At 63.7% G+C, this 15,730-nt stretch carries 15 protein-coding genes; 9 read left to right on the top strand and 6 right to left on the bottom strand.

The annotated features are described in order from the left end of the window. Positions 1 to 3 precede the first annotated feature (3 nt). From GJB56_RS07960 to GJB56_RS07945, 4 genes are read right to left on the bottom strand one after another with little or no spacing between them, the layout of a single operon-like run. The gene (locus GJB56_RS07960; RefSeq protein ID WP_020969646.1) at positions 4 to 909 is read right to left on the bottom strand and encodes a TIGR01777 family oxidoreductase; all 906 of its coding nucleotides are present in this window, start codon (positions 907 to 909) and stop codon (positions 4 to 6) included. Beyond that, entirely contained in the window at positions 909 to 2,267 is a 1,359-nt protein-coding gene (locus GJB56_RS07955) for a metallopeptidase TldD-related protein (RefSeq protein ID WP_113683642.1), read from the bottom strand. Before GJB56_RS07955 ends, GJB56_RS07960 begins: the two co-directional genes overlap by 1 nt. Then, positions 2,264 to 3,784, bottom strand: a complete 1,521-nt coding sequence (locus GJB56_RS07950; protein WP_021344293.1) for a TldD/PmbA family protein — start codon at positions 3,782 to 3,784, stop codon at positions 2,264 to 2,266. The genes GJB56_RS07955 and GJB56_RS07950 overlap by 4 nt, the downstream gene beginning before the upstream one ends. A 30-nt stretch (positions 3,785 to 3,814) precedes the next feature. After that, positions 3,815 to 4,582, bottom strand: a complete 768-nt coding sequence (locus GJB56_RS07945) for a TSUP family transporter (protein WP_080910376.1) — start codon at positions 4,580 to 4,582, stop codon at positions 3,815 to 3,817. Between the two features lie 38 nt (positions 4,583 to 4,620). On the opposite strand from GJB56_RS07945, the gene GJB56_RS07940 reads away from it, so the two are divergent. Both GJB56_RS07940 and GJB56_RS07935 read left to right on the top strand, forming a co-directional pair. Then, complete coding sequence (locus GJB56_RS07940; protein ID WP_019748480.1) at positions 4,621 to 5,784, top strand: sensor histidine kinase; 1,164 nt, start codon at positions 4,621 to 4,623, stop codon at positions 5,782 to 5,784. A 57-nt stretch (positions 5,785 to 5,841) separates the two neighbouring features. Beyond that, the gene (locus GJB56_RS07935; protein WP_003945024.1) at positions 5,842 to 6,501 is read left to right on the top strand and encodes a response regulator; all 660 of its coding nucleotides are present in this window, start codon (positions 5,842 to 5,844) and stop codon (positions 6,499 to 6,501) included. 37 nt (positions 6,502 to 6,538) lie between these two features. Here GJB56_RS07935 and GJB56_RS07930 read toward each other — a convergent pair whose 3' ends face one another. Continuing rightward, positions 6,539 to 7,198 (bottom strand): hypothetical protein, encoded by a 660-nt coding sequence (locus tag GJB56_RS07930; protein ID WP_020969642.1) that lies wholly within the window; start codon positions 7,196 to 7,198, stop codon positions 6,539 to 6,541. Positions 7,199 to 7,448: 250 nt separating this feature from the next. Between GJB56_RS07930 and GJB56_RS07925 the strand changes: the two genes are divergently transcribed. The 6 genes from GJB56_RS07925 (at position 7,449) to GJB56_RS07900 (ending at position 14,165) form a co-directional block, all read left to right on the top strand. After that, complete coding sequence (locus GJB56_RS07925; RefSeq protein WP_113683641.1) at positions 7,449 to 8,009, top strand: FxsA family protein; 561 nt, start codon at positions 7,449 to 7,451, stop codon at positions 8,007 to 8,009. 12 nt (positions 8,010 to 8,021) lie between these two features. Continuing rightward, positions 8,022 to 9,656 carry an amidohydrolase gene (locus tag GJB56_RS07920; protein ID WP_020969641.1) on the top strand — a complete coding sequence of 545 codons (1,635 nt, stop codon included), beginning with the start codon at positions 8,022 to 8,024 and terminating at the stop codon, positions 9,654 to 9,656. Between the two features lie 37 nt (positions 9,657 to 9,693). Next, positions 9,694 to 11,262: an apolipoprotein N-acyltransferase gene (gene lnt / locus GJB56_RS07915; protein WP_113683660.1), complete on the top strand. Its 1,569-nt coding sequence runs from the start codon at positions 9,694 to 9,696 to the stop codon at positions 11,260 to 11,262. A gap of 92 nt (positions 11,263 to 11,354) precedes the next feature. Continuing rightward, entirely contained in the window at positions 11,355 to 12,200 is an 846-nt protein-coding gene (locus tag GJB56_RS07910) for a hypothetical protein (RefSeq protein WP_113683640.1), read from the top strand. Between the two features lie 136 nt (positions 12,201 to 12,336). Next, positions 12,337 to 12,990, top strand: coding sequence for a hypothetical protein (locus GJB56_RS07905; protein WP_230091154.1), 654 nt, complete (start codon positions 12,337 to 12,339; stop codon positions 12,988 to 12,990). After that, complete coding sequence (locus GJB56_RS07900) at positions 12,987 to 14,165, top strand: PrsW family intramembrane metalloprotease (RefSeq protein WP_113683639.1); 1,179 nt, start codon at positions 12,987 to 12,989, stop codon at positions 14,163 to 14,165. The genes GJB56_RS07905 and GJB56_RS07900 overlap by 4 nt, the downstream gene beginning before the upstream one ends. A 427-nt stretch (positions 14,166 to 14,592) precedes the next feature. Here the strand turns inward: GJB56_RS07900 and GJB56_RS07895 are convergent, their stop codons facing one another. Beyond that, on the bottom strand, positions 14,593 to 14,931 hold the full coding sequence (locus GJB56_RS07895; RefSeq protein ID WP_019748472.1) for an RNA polymerase-binding protein RbpA: 339 nt from the start codon (positions 14,929 to 14,931) through the stop codon (positions 14,593 to 14,595). Between the two features lie 189 nt (positions 14,932 to 15,120). Here GJB56_RS07895 and GJB56_RS07890 point away from each other — a divergent pair, with 189 nt between their 5' ends. Continuing rightward, positions 15,121 to 15,477 (top strand): hypothetical protein, encoded by a 357-nt coding sequence (locus GJB56_RS07890; protein ID WP_020907776.1) that lies wholly within the window; start codon positions 15,121 to 15,123, stop codon positions 15,475 to 15,477. The last annotated feature ends 253 nt before the right edge of the window (positions 15,478 to 15,730 follow it).

The following is a 15,730-nucleotide window of genomic DNA, read 5'->3' as shown; positions in this document are numbered from 1 at the left end:
GCGTCAGTTGCCGAGCAGATCGTCCAACGCTGAATCGAACCGCGGATAGGTGAAGGGGAAGCCGTTGTCCGTCAGCACTTTCGACACGGCGTGACGACCCGTCAGGCCCAAGGCAGCGTCGCTGCGCAGCAGGAACGCGCCGAATCTGACCATGACAGCGGGCGTCGGCGGCGCAGGTGGCCGGTGAAGGTGCTTGCGCAGCCCGGCCATCAGTTCTGAATTGCGGACGGGATCCGGGGCAGTCGCGATGACCACCCCCGAGGCAGCCGAATCGGGTTCGAGGGCCCAACGAACGATCGACAGCCAGTCGTCGATGTGAATCCAACTTGTCCATTGTCGACCTGACGCAACGCGTCCGCCCAGACCGAGACGTACGAGCAACAGGAGTCGCTCGAGCGCCGGTGTGCCCTTCTCCAACACGACGCTGGTTCGCAGGATCACTACTCGTGACGTGTTTGCTCCCTCGACCGCTGCCTCCCAGTCCTTTGCGACGTCGGTCATCTGAGGTGGTCCGTCAGCGAGTGGGGAAGCCTCGTCGAGTCGGGTCTCTCCGGCGTCGCCGTAGATTGCGAGCGTGCTCGCCTGGATCCACACCGGAACAGGGTGCGCCAGTAGTTTCGACGCTTCGACCAGTGCGCGGGTCGGATCGACTCGGGAACTGGTGAGCAGTGCGATGTTTGCCGGGGTGGGTCGGCGATCGACCAACTCGCCGGCGAGGTTGATCACCGCGGCGCCGTCGAGTTCTCCTGCCCAGTCGCCGACCGTGACACCGTCCCACTGAACCTGCCTGTGCCTGCCGGGTTTCGGTGACCGAGTCAGGACCACGACGTCATACCCGCGGTCGGCGAGATCGTCGCTGATTCGGCGGCCGAGAGCGCCGGTACCGCCGGCGATCACGACCTTCGTCATCACTGCGCCTGGCTGACCGAGGACATGTGGAAGTCGGGAATCCGCATCGGCGGCATGGCCGTGCGGGTAAACCAGTCTTTCCACTCGCGGGGAAGCGTGATCTCGGTGCGTCCAGCCTCGGTGACCCGCCGCAGGAGATCGAGCGGGCTCTCGTTGAAACGGAAGTTGTTGACGGCGCCGACGATCTTGCCGTCCTCGATCAAATACACCCCGTCACGGGTGAGTCCGGTCAACAGCAGCGTCGTCGGATCCACCTCACGGATGTACCAGAGGGTTGTGAGCAGTAGCCCCTTCTCGGTACCTGCGATCATGTCCTCGATCGAGGTGTCGTCACCACCGGTCAGGATGAGATTGTCGCCGGGAACTGCGACAGGTCGACCGAATTCTCGTGCAGCGTGGCGCGGGTACGCCAGTGCATTGACGACGCCGTCTCGGACCCAGTCGACGGGTTCGATCTCCATACCGTTGTCGAACAGTGAGACGGATTCACTCGACGACGTCGTGATCACGAACGGCGCGGACTGCAAGCCCTCGGCGCCGGGGTCGGAGGTGAGTGTCAGTGGCAATCCGAGCTTTTCGCCGATCCGGGTACCACCGGTGGTGGAAAGTGCGGTGTGGCCCTCTTCGGCGCCGCGCCCCTCCATGGTCCACATCAGATAGATCATCAGGTCCGCGACAGCCGAAGGCGGAAGAATCGTCTCGTAGCGGCCGGCGGGCAGACTGACCGAATTTTCCGCCCAGTCGAGTCGAGTGGTCAACTGCGACAAAGGATTCGGCACTGAAATGTCAGTGAAATCGACAGTTCCGGATCCGACCCAGGCGCTGGCGTCGCCGCGCTTGCCGTTGATCTCCACGGAGCCGGTGGCCTGAGCCGTTCTACGTCGCACGCCCGTCGAAGTTCCGAGCCAGGTGGTGTGCAACTGGTGGTGAGCGAAGCCGAACAACTGGTCGTCACTGTCGAAGGCCGTGGACAGGTCGGCAGCCAACTGCGCAAAGACACCGATGTCGGTCAGGGCGGCCGGCAGGTCCCAGTCGGTCTCTGCCGCCGACTGCGTGATCAGGTCGGACGCGTCGTCAGCCGGAGTGGCTGTGCGCGCAGCCTGTTCGCTTGCCTGTACGAGTGCGGAAATCTGCTCCGGATCGACACTGCTGGAACTGACAGTGCCCACCTTCGCGATGTCACCCTCGCGCACGATCGAGATCACCGTCCACGTCCGGGACAGCGAAACTCCGTTGGTGGTCATCGAATTGTTGGCCCACCGCAGCGACGCCTCACTCGCATCGGTCACGATCACCAACGATTCGTCTACCGTCCTCGCGGCCAATGCACGCTCGACGACCTGCTGCGGATCGATCACTGCTGAGCCTCCGAACGAGTATTGAGGATGTTGACTCCGCGGAACAGAGCGGACGGGCAGCCGTGGCTGACCGCCGCAACCTGACCGGGTTGCGCCTTGCCGCAGTTGAACGCGCCCTGCAGGCGCCAGGTCGACTCACCGCCAACGGCCTCCATCGAGCCCCAGAAATCCGTCGTCGTCGCCTGATACGCCACGTCACGTACCTGACCGTCGAGTTTTCCGTCACGGATCTTGAAGAACCGCTGACCGGTGAACTGGAAGTTGTAGCGCTGCATGTCGATCGACCAGGACTTGTCACCGACGACGTAGATGCCGTTCTCGACTCGCGAGATCAGGTCTGCGGTCGAGGTGTCCGTAGAAGGGTCAGGGGAGAGCGAGACGTTGGCCATTCGCTGGATGGGAACGTGATGTGCGGAGTCGGCGTACGAGCAGCCGTTGGAACGCGTCAGCCCCAGCCTCGGCGCGAACACGCGGTCTAGTTGATACCCGACCAGTGTTCCCTCTGCCACCAGATCCCACCGTTGAGAGGCGACGCCGTCGTCGTCGAATCCGACGCTGGCCAGGCCGTGCTCTTCGTTGCGATCGGCGGTCACGTGCATGAGTGGCGTTCCGTATTTCAGCGTTCCCAGCTTGTCCGGCGTCGCGAACGACGTACCGGCGTAGGCCGCTTCGTAGCCGATCGCCCGGTCGTATTCGGTGGCGTGTCCGATGGATTCGTGGATCGTGAGCCACAGATTGGTCGGATCGATCACGAGGTCGGTCGGACCCGCTTCGACGGTCGGTGCCTTGGTCTTCTCGGCCAGCCACTCCGGGATCTGCGCGAGCTCATCGCCCCAGTTCCACGTGCTCTGCGCCCCGAGGTACTCCCATCCGCGACCTACCGGCGGCGCCAAGGTGCGCATCGATTCGAAGCTGCCGGCCGACTTGTCGACGGCGGTCGCCTCGAACTCGGGGTGCAGACGCACCCGTTGCTGGGTGATCGACGAACCGGCCAGATCCGCGTAGAAAGTTTGCTCCTTGACCTGGAGGACACTCGCCGTGACGTGATCCACGCCGTCAGCGGCTTGAAGCCGTCCGGAGTAGTCGACCAGCAGCGCTACCTTGTCGGCCGTCGGTGTCGCGAAGGGATCTTCGAGGTACGGGGACACCCACGTCGCGTCGGCGTAGACGGGCTCGTCGGCGAGGGTGACCGGATCCCGATTGAGCGAGCGTAATGCCTTCGCAACCTCGACCGCTTGGCGTGCCAGCGCAGCCGCGACGTCAGGGGATACCTCGGCGTGCGAAGCGAATCCCCACGTGCCGTCGACGATCACACGGACGGCGACCCCGATCTCGTCTCCGTCGGACACCGCCTGAACTACGCCGTCGCGCAAGCGGATCGACTGTGTGAGCACGCGGTGGACACGAACATCGGCGTGCTGAGCGCCGGCTGTTCTCGCTGCCGACAGCGCCGCATCAGCGACAGCTCGCAGCGGGAGGGCGAGGAAATCTGCATCGACATCTCGGGTGACGGTCACGCACACGACGCTAGCCGACGACCGCCGATCTCAACCGAACTGCTGCCATCCGAGGCGAATCACCATGGCGATCACGACCACCAACAGCGTGATCCGGACGAATCCGGATCCCTTGCTCAGCGCCATCCGCGAACCGATGACCGCGCCGAGAACGTTGCACACCGCCATCGCCAAACCCAAACTCCACCAGACATGCCCGGTGACGGCGAAGTAGGCGAGCGCGCCGAAATTGGAACCGAGATTGATCACCTTCGCCATGGCTGCGCTCCGAACGAATTCGGTTCCGAGGAAGGTGGCGAAGCTGATGATGAGGAAAGTGCCGGTACCGGGTCCGAGCAGACCGTCGTAAAGCCCGATGAGTCCGGCGGAGAGCAGCAGGACGAGGACGGTCTTGCGCTGCGTCGGACGATGAGTGGCGATCGTGGTGCCCAGCGTCGGCCGCATTGTCACGAAGACGGCGACAGCGACGAGTACGACCATCACGATCGGAATGAAGTACTTCTTGTCGATCAGTGAAACGGCCGCCGCCCCGCACGCGGACGTCACCGCAGCCAAGGCGGCTGCCGGCGCCATCTGCCGCCATTGCATCGGGATTCGACGCGAGAACGTGTACACCGCAGCACTCGTCCCGGTGAATGCCGTCAGTTTGTTGGTGGCCAGTGCGGCCTGCGGGGTCAATTGCGGGGCGACCAGAAAGAGCGCGGGCAACAGAATCAATCCGCCGCCGCCGACGACGGCGTCCACCCAACCCGCCGCCGTTGCTGCCGTCATCAGCAGTCCCCAATCAGCAATATCCACGGCGGTGACTCTTTCACAGCTGTGACACTCTTGAGCACATGCGGAGGTTCAGCCTGTGGCTGCGAGGAAAGCCGATGATCGCGGACAGCGCGCTGGCGCTCGTGTTCTTCGCGCTCGAGGTAGTCACGTTCGTCAGTTCGCCGCGTGAGGAGCGGTGGCCTCAGCTCGTCGTCGGATTTCTGATCTGCCTTCCCGTCGTGTGGCGTCGCAAATATCCGCGTGTGTCCGCTGCATCCATATTGTCGATGTCGTACTTCGCGACCCTGATGATGTGGGCGACCGGGGATCCGGCTGCGGAACATCCAGGCCTGCTGGCGCTCGGAGTTTCGCTCTACACACTCGTTGCGTACGTCGATCGGCGTACCGGGGCGATATTCGCGTGCTTCCTTGCCCTGGACATGACTTTCTCGTTGCTCGTCATCCGCCAAGACGTGATCCTGACGATCATCATCGCGACGCTGCTCTATGCATTGGCCTGGATCACCGCCGAGTTCTTGAGCGCGCGACGTGCCTACGACGAGGAAGTGGCCGCCAGACTCGAAGTGGCCGAATACGAACGAGACCGCCGCGCCGAGGATGCGGTGGCGACGGAAAGAACCCGGATCGCCCGCGAACTCCACGACGTCGTCGCACACGCGGTCAGCGTGATGATCGTTCAGGCGGACGGCGCCTCGTACGCCGTCGATTCCAATCCCGCGTTGGCGAAGAAGGCGCTCGGCAACATCTCCAGCACCGGACGTGACGCGCTTGCCGAGCTTCGCCGGACCGTCTCGCTTCTGCGCACCGAGGTCAGTAGCGATTTGATGCCGCAACACGGAACGGCCGGCATCGCCAAGGTCGTCGAGATGATGCGGGCTGCCGGTCTCGGCGTGCGCCTCGAGCTGACCGGCGAGCTCGACGACGTCAGTCCATCGGTCAGCCTGGGCATTCATCGCCTCGTTCAGGAATCACTGACCAATGTCCTCCGCCACGCCGGCGCGAACCCGAAGGCCCGAGTCACCGTGCGCCGCACCGAGACCGCGGTACTGCTCGAGGTCGTCGACAACGGAACGTCGAGCTCGACCTTCGCTCACGGTTCGGGCAACGGACTGGTCGGCATGCGTGAGCGGGTGGCGGTACTGCACGGGACACTCGAGACGGGACGACGCCCCGACGGCAGTTGGCGTGTGTACGCAGAGTTGCCGCTCGAGATCCACGATTGATACCGGCTCGCCGCAATCGCATTGGCACCGACGTCTCAGGCCCGATAGGTTTACGCCGTGCCCATCACCGTGCTGCTAGTCGACGACCAGGAACTCATGCGGATGGGCCTGAACATGGTGCTCGAAGCACATGAGGACATCTCGGTCATCGGTGAGGCCGGTGACGGAGCCGCGGCGGTCGCAGCGGCGGTGGCGCTGAAGCCTGACGTCGTGTTGATGGATGTGCGGATGCCGATTGTCGACGGGGTGAAAGCGACGGAGCAGATTCTTGCCTCCGGGATCGAATCCAGGGTCCTGGTCATGACGACGTTCGACCTGGACGAACACGCGCTCGGCGCCCTGCGTGCCGGAGCGAGTGGGTTTCTTCTCAAAGACACCCCGCCCGAGGACCTCGTGTCGGCTATCCGCAGCGTGGCGGCCGGTGATGCGGTTGTTTCCCCGAAGGTGACACGTCGTCTGCTGTCGAGGTTCATCGTGGACGGTCCGGCGCCGCGACGCGATCCGGTGGTTCTCGACGTCCTGACCGAACGCGAACGCGAAGTCCTCGGGCACGTGGCCACGGGACTGTCGAACATCGAGATCGCACAGCAGCTGTACCTGTCCGAATCGACGATCAAGTCGCACGTCGGACGCATTCTGACCAAACTCGATCTGCGTGATCGTGTGCAGGCGGTGGTGCTGGCCTACGAGACCGGACTGGTAACTCCGGGCGCGTAGGCCAGCCGCCTGTCAGGCAGCGAGCGTTTCGCTCTGCTCAGGCATCAAAAGCGCCCACTGTTGGCAGCACGATGCAGGTCTTCCCGTCTGCGTAATCGACATTGCCGAACAGAGCGGCAAACACCTTGCCGTCGCCGGTGTCGACGACCTTCGAGAGCAACGGCGTATCGAGTACGGGCAACTTCTCGTCCAACGGGACGATGCCACCCTTGAAGGTGCCGACGTTGATCCAGGCAACACTCAACCCTGAGGTCTTGGGTATGCCGACGTAACCCGGGATTGCCTGGAACCGGAGATGGTCGGCCTCGACCCACGGCGGCAACGGGAAGTTCGGACCGGCCTGTGCGGAGCTGAGGGTGACGGTGACAGGTTCACCGGCCACGCCACACCCGACCGTCGGTGCGGGGTACATGAACGACTGCGGCTTGGTGACGCCGATGTCCGGGAGATCGAGGGCGGTCGTGATCTGATCAGCGCCTGCCGTGCCGATCAACTGCTGAACAGCAGCAGAGGCTTCGGGGGAGATGGCTGCGGCCTGCGCGATCAGCGCGGCAATTCCTTCGGGTACTACCGGTTCTGCGGCCGCGGTTCCCGCGCTGATCATCGTGCTGCCGGCGGTGAGTGCCACGACGGCGGCAGTGCCGGCGATGGCAGCGGGAATGCGTCGGGCGAGTGTCTTGCCGGGGAGTCGGCTCATGTCGGGCTCCTTCATTTCATGAGGCCGGGAAATGCGGCCCGAAGTGACTTGACCATGCGCATAGTCTCAACGTCAACTTGAGGTTTAGAATCGTTAGCGGAGCGTTAGTTAACGCCAGGCAAGTCGCACGTGCGCGAGAGAAGGCCCGTGTGACTCACGGCACTCGCCTGTTTTGCACCTCTGCGTCGTTGTCGGGAGAAAATCCGGCCCCTCGAGCGTTGAACGGATAGACCGTCTGAAAGGGGACGTCATGATCGCCGCCGTATTCCTCCTCTACGTGATCGTCGAGATCGCCGCATTGGTCATCGTGGGCAACGCCATCGGTGTCGCCTGGACAGTGCTGCTGTTTCTCGCCGGTTCGCTTGTCGGATTGATCCTCATGCGTTCGCAGTGGCGACGAGTCATGGACGGATTCCGCAAGGCAACGCGAGGTGAGGGATCGCCGTCACTGGCGGTCGCCGACGGCGCCTTGGTCGCGGCGGGCTCCGCGTTGATGTTCGTACCCGGACTCGTGACTTCGGTTCTGGGCCTTCTGCTTCTGATTCCGCCGACCCGGTGGGCGCTCCGCCCGCTTGCGGTGCTCCTGGCAGGCAAGCGCGCAGCAGCATTTGCCGCCGGTGGTGACGCCTTCGCCGGAACCGGCGGCTACGCGGCGCGCATGCGCGGAAACGGCGAGGTGATCGACGGCGAGATCATCGTCGAGACACCCGAAACCACCGAGTACGTAGCAAGCAACGGCAAGGAACTCGTCCTCGAGGGTGAGATTCTGGACACGGATACACCCACCCGTTCGCGGGGGCCGCAGTACTAACAGGCAGACTGGGTGCTCGTGACTACTCGTCTGCTGGTCAACGGCCGGATCTACAGTTCATTTGCACCTGACGCGACCTCGATCGCCATCACCGACGGCACCGTCGTGTGGGTCGGCGACGAGCGCGCCGGACGGGCGTTGCACCCCGCCGCGGAGATCGAAGACCTGGGCGGTGCGTTTGTCACTCCCGGGTTCGTCGACACCCACGTCCACATCACTGCATTGGGACTCAATCTCGTCGGTCTCGATCTCGTGGGCGCGAACTCACTGGACGAATGCCTCTCGCGAGTACGAACATTCGCAGCGGCAAACCCCGAAACTGCCCATCCCGACGCAGTCATCTGGGGACACGGTTGGGACGACACCGAGTGGGCAGATCAGACGCCGCCCTCGACCGCGGATCTCGACGCGGCTGCCCCTGGCCGCAAGGTGTATCTCTCGCGGATCGACGTTCACTCGGCCGCGTGCTCGAGCGCATTGCGCGACGGGATCTCCGGCCTCGCCGACACTGCCGGATACTCGGCCGACGGCCCGCTGACCTTCGACGCACACCACCTGGCGCGCAATGCGGCTCGGAACCTGCTGACCGAATCTCAGCGCGCGTCTGCTCGTACCGCGGCGCTCGATCTGTGCGCCTCCCGCGGGATCGTCGCAGTGCACGAGTGCGGGGGACCGGACATCTCGGGACTGACCGATTTCCAGGAACTGCTGGCCCACGACCACGGAGTGGAGGTTCGGGGCTACTGGGGTGAGCGCGTCGACACCGAAGAGGATGCTCGTGCACTCCTCGACAAAACCGGAGCAGACGGACTCGGCGGGGATCTATTCATCGACGGTTCGCTCGGTTCGCATACCGCGTGGCTGCTCGAACCCTATGCAGACCAACCTGATTCGACGGGCAACGCCTATCTCGACGTCGACGCGATCGCCGCACACATCCGGGCCTGCACCCTCGCGGGTGTCCAGGCCGGCTTCCATGCGATCGGTGACGGTGCCGTCTCGTCGGCAGCGGCCGCGTTCCGCAAGGTCGCCGACGAACTGGGTGGCCCGAAGGTCGCCGCGTTGGGTCACCGCCTCGAGCACGCGGAAATGATGTCGATGGCCGACGCGGAAACCTTCGCGGCCTTGGGTGTCATCGCGAGCGTCCAACCGGTGTTCGACGCACTGTGGGGCGGTACCGACGGTCTGTACGCCACGCGCCTGGGAGTCGACCGCGCAGCAGCGTTGAATCCGTTTGCACCTGCTGCCGGTAAGGGTGTCTCGCTCGCATTCAGCTCCGATGCCCCGGTCACCCCCATCGAGCCGTGGGCGATGCTGCGCGCCGCTGTCCAGCACCGCACCGACGGAAGTGGAATCTCACCGCGTGCGGCCTTCTCCGCCGCAACGCGCGGCGCCTGGCGCGCGGGCGGAGTGCGGGACGGCGCCGCGGGAACGCTCAATCCGGGTGCACCCGCCTCCTACGTGTTGTGGGAGGCAGGCGAACTCGAAGTCAGTGCACCGGCCGATTCGGTCCAGCGATGGTCTACCGATCCGCGCTCGCGAGTACCCGCTCTGCCCAGGCTGGCGGAAGATGCGCCGATTCCGGTCTGCATCAAGTCGGTGCATCGCGGACGCGTCGTCTACCAGCGCGGCTCGACGAGTGAGTGAGGCCGGCGCAGAGGCGCCCAGCAGTGATCGCTCCCGCGTGAGCGCTGTGCTCACCGGTTCGGCATGGCTACGTTCGCTGTACGCAGCCGCAGGCGGATTCTTGATCTTCGCCGGGTTCCCACCTCGTCCGCTGTGGTTTCTGGCGCCAGTCGGGATCGCTCTTCTGACGTGCGTGTTGACGAACTTCGGTCGAGGCGGATTGCGTCTTCGTGCCGGCTTCGGTTACGGGTACCTGGCCGGTCTCGGATTCCTGGTGCCGTTGCTTCCGTGGATCGGTGTGTTCGTGGGCGCGGTCCCGTGGATCGCGTTGGCCGCGGTGGAGTCGTTGTTCATCGGACTGTTCGGGTTGCTGGCGGTACTGGTGGCGAGGTTGCCTTGGGCACCTTTGTGGATTGCCGCGACCTGGACGCTTACCGAGTGGCTTCGTTCCAGCGTCCCTTTCGGCGGATTTCCTTGGGGCAGGCTCGCATTCGGTCAATCCGAAGGATGGCTCCTCCCACTCGCGAGTATCGGCGGTGCGCCGCTGCTCAGCTTCGCGGTGGCCCTGACCGGTACCGGCTTGGCAGCAGTCGTCGTCGTTGTCGCGGCAAAACGATGGGACCGAGGATTCTTCGGAGCCGTTGCCGCCGCCATCGTGCCCGTGATCGTTGCTCTCGTGGTGTCGCCGTTTCTTGCCACCATGGATTCCGGCGACCGAACGATCACCGTCGCCGCGATCCAGGGCAGCGTTCCGCGGTTGGGCTTGGACTTCAACTCGCAACGCAAGCAGGTCCTCGACAACCACGTCACCGAAACTGTGAAACTGGCAGCCGAGGTGGACGCGGGCCGCGTCGATCAGCCTGACGTCGTGATCTGGCCGGAGAATGCCTCTGACATCGACCCGCTGCGAAACGCCGATGCCGCGGCCGACATCACCCGAGCCTCCGAAGCGATCGGAGCCCCGATTCTTGTCGGCACCGTACTCGTGAATGCCGATCGGACGACCACCAATTCAGTGATCGTGTGGGACGGCGCCAATGGTCCTCAGGAACAGCACGACAAGAAGATCATCCAGCCGTTCGGTGAATACCTGCCATACCGAAGCTTCTTCCGGAACTTCTCCTCGTACGCCGATCGTGCGGGCAATTTCGTGCCCGGCGATGGCAACGGCGTTGTCCACGCAGCGGGTGTACCGATCGGCGTCGCGACTTGTTACGAGGTTGCGTTCGACCGGGCGTTCCAGGAATCGGTGCGCAATGGTGCGCAGCTGCTGGCAGTACCGACCAACAACGCCACCTTCGGGGACACCGAGATGACGTATCAGCAGCTGGCAATGTCCCGTGTGCGGGCAGTCGAGCACGGCCGTGCCGTCGTTGTGGCCGCAACCAGTGGTGTCAGCGCCATCATCGCTCCCGACGGGGCAGTGACTTCGCAGACCGACCTGTTCGTGCCGGCGGCACTTGTGGCCAAGGTGCCGCTCTCGACCAGCTCCACCCTCGCTACCCGAGTAGGTCCGGCGCCGGAGATCGTGCTCAGCATCATCGCGGTCGGTGCGATTTCACTGGCGCTGGTAGCCCGGCGCCGAGATCGGGCCGAGCAATCACCTGAGGAGACTGCGGCAATCTGACCCGAGCAACGGATATCGGGCTGCCGATGTTCCGAGGGGCGCCTACGCGGGTACTCGCTGTGCCACCCGTTCCTGCGTAAAGGCGGCCTCCTGTGACCGAGCCAGACAAGACCGAGCCAGACAAGACCCAGCCTGAGAAGACCGGGCCCCAGACTGCAGTTCGCAAGACCAGTGTCGTCGACGCGGTGCTGCAGTCACCGCTCGCGGGGCTGTCACCGTGGATCCTGCTGTCCTTGCTCTCCGGGCCGGGAAGGTTCGAGGAATCCGCGGCCGCCGCGCTCGGGTTGTCACTGCTGATCTTGGCGGCCAGTCACCGGCGCGGCGGCACGGTGAAGCTGTTGGAGGTCTTCGACGTCGTGTTCTTCGGCGTTCTGGCGGCCATCGGCCTCCTCGCGTCGGCGAACACGATTCGGTGGTTCGAACTCTGGGGAGGCGAACTGACCAACATCGCGCTGGTGGTCTTTGCCTTCGGATCGATCCTGCTCCGCAATCCTTTCACTTTGCAGTACGCGAAAGAGTCGACGCCTGAAGAGTATTGGACGACGCCACTGTTTCTGCGCATCAACTACGTCATCACCGCAGTGTGGGCGCTCGCCTTCACATGGTCGGCCGCAGTGGGCCTGTTCGGAGACGCACTGCTGCACGACGGAGACAACTTCTGGACCGGATGGATTCTGCAGTTGCTCGGAACCTTCTTCGCGATCTCCTTCACCGAGTGGTACCCCGAGTATGCGCCGAACAAGGCCGCTCAGGCTCAGGGCCTCGAAACCGAACCACCGCAGTCGATTTTCAGGCTGTTCGACTTTTTGCCGGTGTTCGTAGCCGTGACCGGCATCGCGGGGTTGGTGACCGACTCCGTTTCCGTGACCGCAGGCGTCACGTTGATTCTGGTCGGCGTGTTCGGACATCTGGCGATGCGACGGTTCACCGTCGACTAGGAGCTCTCGGTGATCTCGCGCCGACGGGAACTTGGTGCACGATCGTCTCGATGACCGGCAGGTGCCGGCTGATGCACGGAATTTGTCCGTTTCTGCGATAGTCAGTGCACCTGCCGTGCAATGGAAACGAGGGAAATTGAGCGTTATTTCGAGTACTGCACACAAGCACGAGCCCATACACGGACGACGTCCACCAGCGGATCACCGCTTCCTCGGACTCGACACACGCGTCTTCCCACACGCCCTCGCGATCTTGGGGGTGTGGATGCTCTGGACCGTGATCGTGCCCGCCATCGATTCCGCTGTCTCCTCCGAAGATCCAACCGGCGCCGGAGACCGAATGGCCGTGACCGAAACGGTCTCCTTCGCCGCACCTGCGGGCTGGAATGTCGAGAGTGGTTTCCGAACCGACCAACATGGCGCGTCCGATTCGCTCCCACGTGTGACGTTGACCGGCGGCACCGTCACCGTGAGCGTCGACGCCGACACATTCAGTGGAACTGCCGACGAGCTCCTCTCCCAAACAGATGCCGTGAGTCTTGCGACGAACGGCAGTTCCGTGCTTGCGGTCTCCGGTACACGCCAGCCGATCAGCACCGACGGGGGTCTGAGCGGCGTCCAGGTCAGCTTTGACACTCCGCGGTCCGCCGGATCGGTGACCACATTCGTCACCGACGGCGAGGGAATTCGGGTACAGGTAGTCGGCCCACCCGATCAGATCGCCGCCCGCGGTCGAGAAATCACCGACATGATCGCCTCCATCGGCACACATGAGGGAGACACCAAGTGAGCAGCGATCTCCTCGAAACCCGCTCCCGCGCATTCGATACGACGGCCTGGGGCGAGAAATTTCGCTTCTTCCAACCACGCAACGTCGTGTTCTGGATATACCTGTGGATGTGCGGATTCGGCCTCGTCAAAGGCTGGCAGATGTTCGCCCCCTTCGCCGGATACTTCGGGCGCGCACTCCTCGTTGCCGGCATCGTCGGCATCATCAGTGCCGCGGTCTGGACATGGTGGTTCCGGCACATCGACCGCTACGAACGCCAACCCGTAGGACTAGTGGTCACCGGCTTCATCTGGGGCGCCACCGCAGCAACGTTCACTATCGCAGTACCCGCGAACGGAGCAGTCGGCTCGCTCTACACGAAGATTTTCGGGCAGGTATGGGCTCAGGACTGGCATGCGGGCCTCTCTGCACCGTTCGTGGAGGAAACCGCCAAAGGCATCGGCATCGTCGTCCTCCTCGCGCTTGCACCGCGACTGGTGCGCACCGCAACCGACGGCCTGCTCCTCGGCGCTTTCATCGGCTTGGGATTTCAGACCAGCGAAGACTTTCTGTACTCGATTGCCGGCGCGACGCAGGGCTTCGGCGCCCACCAAACCGACGGCCTGATCGGTTCCATCGCCACCCGCACCTACTCCGACATCGTCTCTCATCCCCTCTTTACAGCCCTTTTCTGCGCCGGCGTGATCTATCTGATCGGCACCCCGGCCCAGCCCCGGCGGATCGGACGCGGATTGGCGTTGATCGTGGCACCCATCCTGATCCACGGCGTGTGGGATTCGATGCTCGCGATCGCCGGCGGCAGCAGTTCGCTCGTGTTCGTCATCATGATCGGCGACATCGTCTTCGCTTTCACTGCCTTGTGGATCGCGTTCGTCTGGGCGCACCCACGTGAGTCCCACTTCGTCCGTGACATTCTCGCCCCGGAAATCGAGTCCGGCGTCCTGACCGACGCCGAGGTGACAGCCGCCGGCGGATGGCGACAACAACGCACTTACGCGAAAGCCGCACCCACTCGCACCGAACGTCGCCAACGACGACATATCGTTCGTGCCGCGCTGGATCTGTGCAGCGACCTTGCTGTCAGCAAGGGCGACGACAGCTCCCAGGTCGTCGAATCACGCAACGAAATCACCCGCCTCCGCCAAGGAACCGCGGCACAGAGCATCGCTCGGTGACCGCGAAGTAGCGGAAGTACCGTTCAGCACCGTAAGTCATTTACCCACACCCCAGTCGGCCGGGTTGTTTGCCAACGTCACTTGGCAAGCAACCCGGCCGAGTGACTGGGCTACCAGTTCACGATCGGCGTGAGCGGGGTACCGAAGTTTGGTGTGTCGCGGGGTGGGGGATACAGCTCACACTGGTGCACGAAGCAGTGCCGATGGTTCTCCAGCGCGAATCGCGAATCCGCGCACTGTCGGCTCGCGAGTGCGCCTGGATGCTGAATGACGTTGTCCTGAAGTGCCTTTGAGGACCGCGAAGCATCCTGAAGTTGCCACGTCGAAGAAGGGCCGAAGTATGACGTCGACTTGTGAACGATCACTCCCCGTAGAACGAGAAAGACCGCCCGGTGTAGAACCGGACGGTCTTGATCGAAGTGCTAGTTCATGCGCCGCGACGCTTGGCCTTCAGCAAATCGAGACGCTCTTTGAGGAGCTCTTCGAGTTCCTCGACCGAGCGACGCTCGAGCAGCATGTCCCAGTGGGTGCGGGGAGGCTTGACCTTCTTGGCTTCGGGGGCAGTTCCCTCCATGAGGGCGCCTTCGAGGCCGTTGCGGCACAACCAGGTGCCGGGGATCTCGGCTTCGTCCGCGAACGGGATGTCGAAGATCTCGCCGTTCTCGCACTTGTACTTGGCCATACGACGGGGCGCGAGGTCATGGTCACGGTCGGTCTCGTAGCTCACAGCTCCGAGACGGCTACCTCGAAGTACGCGATCTGCCATGGTGGTGTCCTCTCTTCGTTCGTCACCGCTGGTGGGCGCCCTGACTTGGGGAGTAGACGCTCACACTCATCTACAACGCCACGAGCACCCGATTGGTTCCCGTGTGGCGAGAAGACGCAACCTCTCCATCTTACCGGGTACCGCGCGCGTTCAGCGAAGGCGTCCGAATCTCGAGTACAGTGTCGACTCATGGCTGAGAGCACACGCGTCGGATCACCGCAGACTGCGCGTTCCGGAAACCCGTGTGTGTGGTGCGGCCGCGAGGTCGCGGTGACGGGAGTGGGTCGTCGTCGCCGGTACTGCAGCCAGTCTTGTCGCCAGCGCGCGTACGAGCAGCGCAATGCCGTCAAGGGCACGACGATCCCGGCTGACGCCGTCATCTTGACCGCCGTCGAGGCCGTCGAACTGGTGGATCGGATGTTCGAGGTTCGCTGCGCCGCCGAAGATGTGGCGACTGCTGTTGCCGAGGGAGCCGAAAGTTCGGAACTCGCACAGTTGTGTGAACGGTTGACCGAACTTGCCCGTGAAGCCGAACGTTTCCGGTGAAGCAGGTGTGGGCAACCGGTTTCTAGCCTTGCGTTGAGCACCGCAGCACTGCGGTGCGCCTGACGCCTGACGACGACAAATTCTGATCCTGAGTTCGGACCTTCGGGGAGGTTCGGACTTCGAAGCGACCCTTCGTCGAGGTCGATGACCTTCGGCTGCGCTCTCGCAGGATCGCCACATGGTTTCCACTCGATATCGAGGCGGTGCGATGTTTCTCTTCAATCCCCTAGCCACAGTTCCCGGCGCTGATCGT

The organism is Rhodococcus sp. AQ5-07, assembly GCF_009707305.1.
Lineage (GTDB): Bacteria > Actinomycetota > Actinomycetes > Mycobacteriales > Mycobacteriaceae > Rhodococcus_F > Rhodococcus_F erythropolis.
The sequence above is the reverse complement of the archived record's forward strand: the minus strand, read 5'-3'. Positions and strand labels throughout refer to the sequence as shown.

Coding starts and splice junctions, on each gene's coding strand:
- GJB56_RS07960 (WP_020969646.1), bottom strand. CDS start 909: ATGACGAAGGTCGTGATCGCCGGCGGTACCGGCGCTCTCGGCCGCCGA.
- GJB56_RS07940 (WP_019748480.1), top strand. CDS start 4,621: ATGCGGAGGTTCAGCCTGTGGCTGCGAGGAAAGCCGATGATCGCGGAC.
- GJB56_RS07930 (WP_020969642.1), bottom strand. CDS start 7,198: ATGAGCCGACTCCCCGGCAAGACACTCGCCCGACGCATTCCCGCTGCC.
- GJB56_RS07925 (WP_113683641.1), top strand. CDS start 7,449: ATGATCGCCGCCGTATTCCTCCTCTACGTGATCGTCGAGATCGCCGCA.
- GJB56_RS07895 (WP_019748472.1), bottom strand. CDS start 14,931: ATGGCAGATCGCGTACTTCGAGGTAGCCGTCTCGGAGCTGTGAGCTAC.
- GJB56_RS07890 (WP_020907776.1), top strand. CDS start 15,121: ATGGCTGAGAGCACACGCGTCGGATCACCGCAGACTGCGCGTTCCGGA.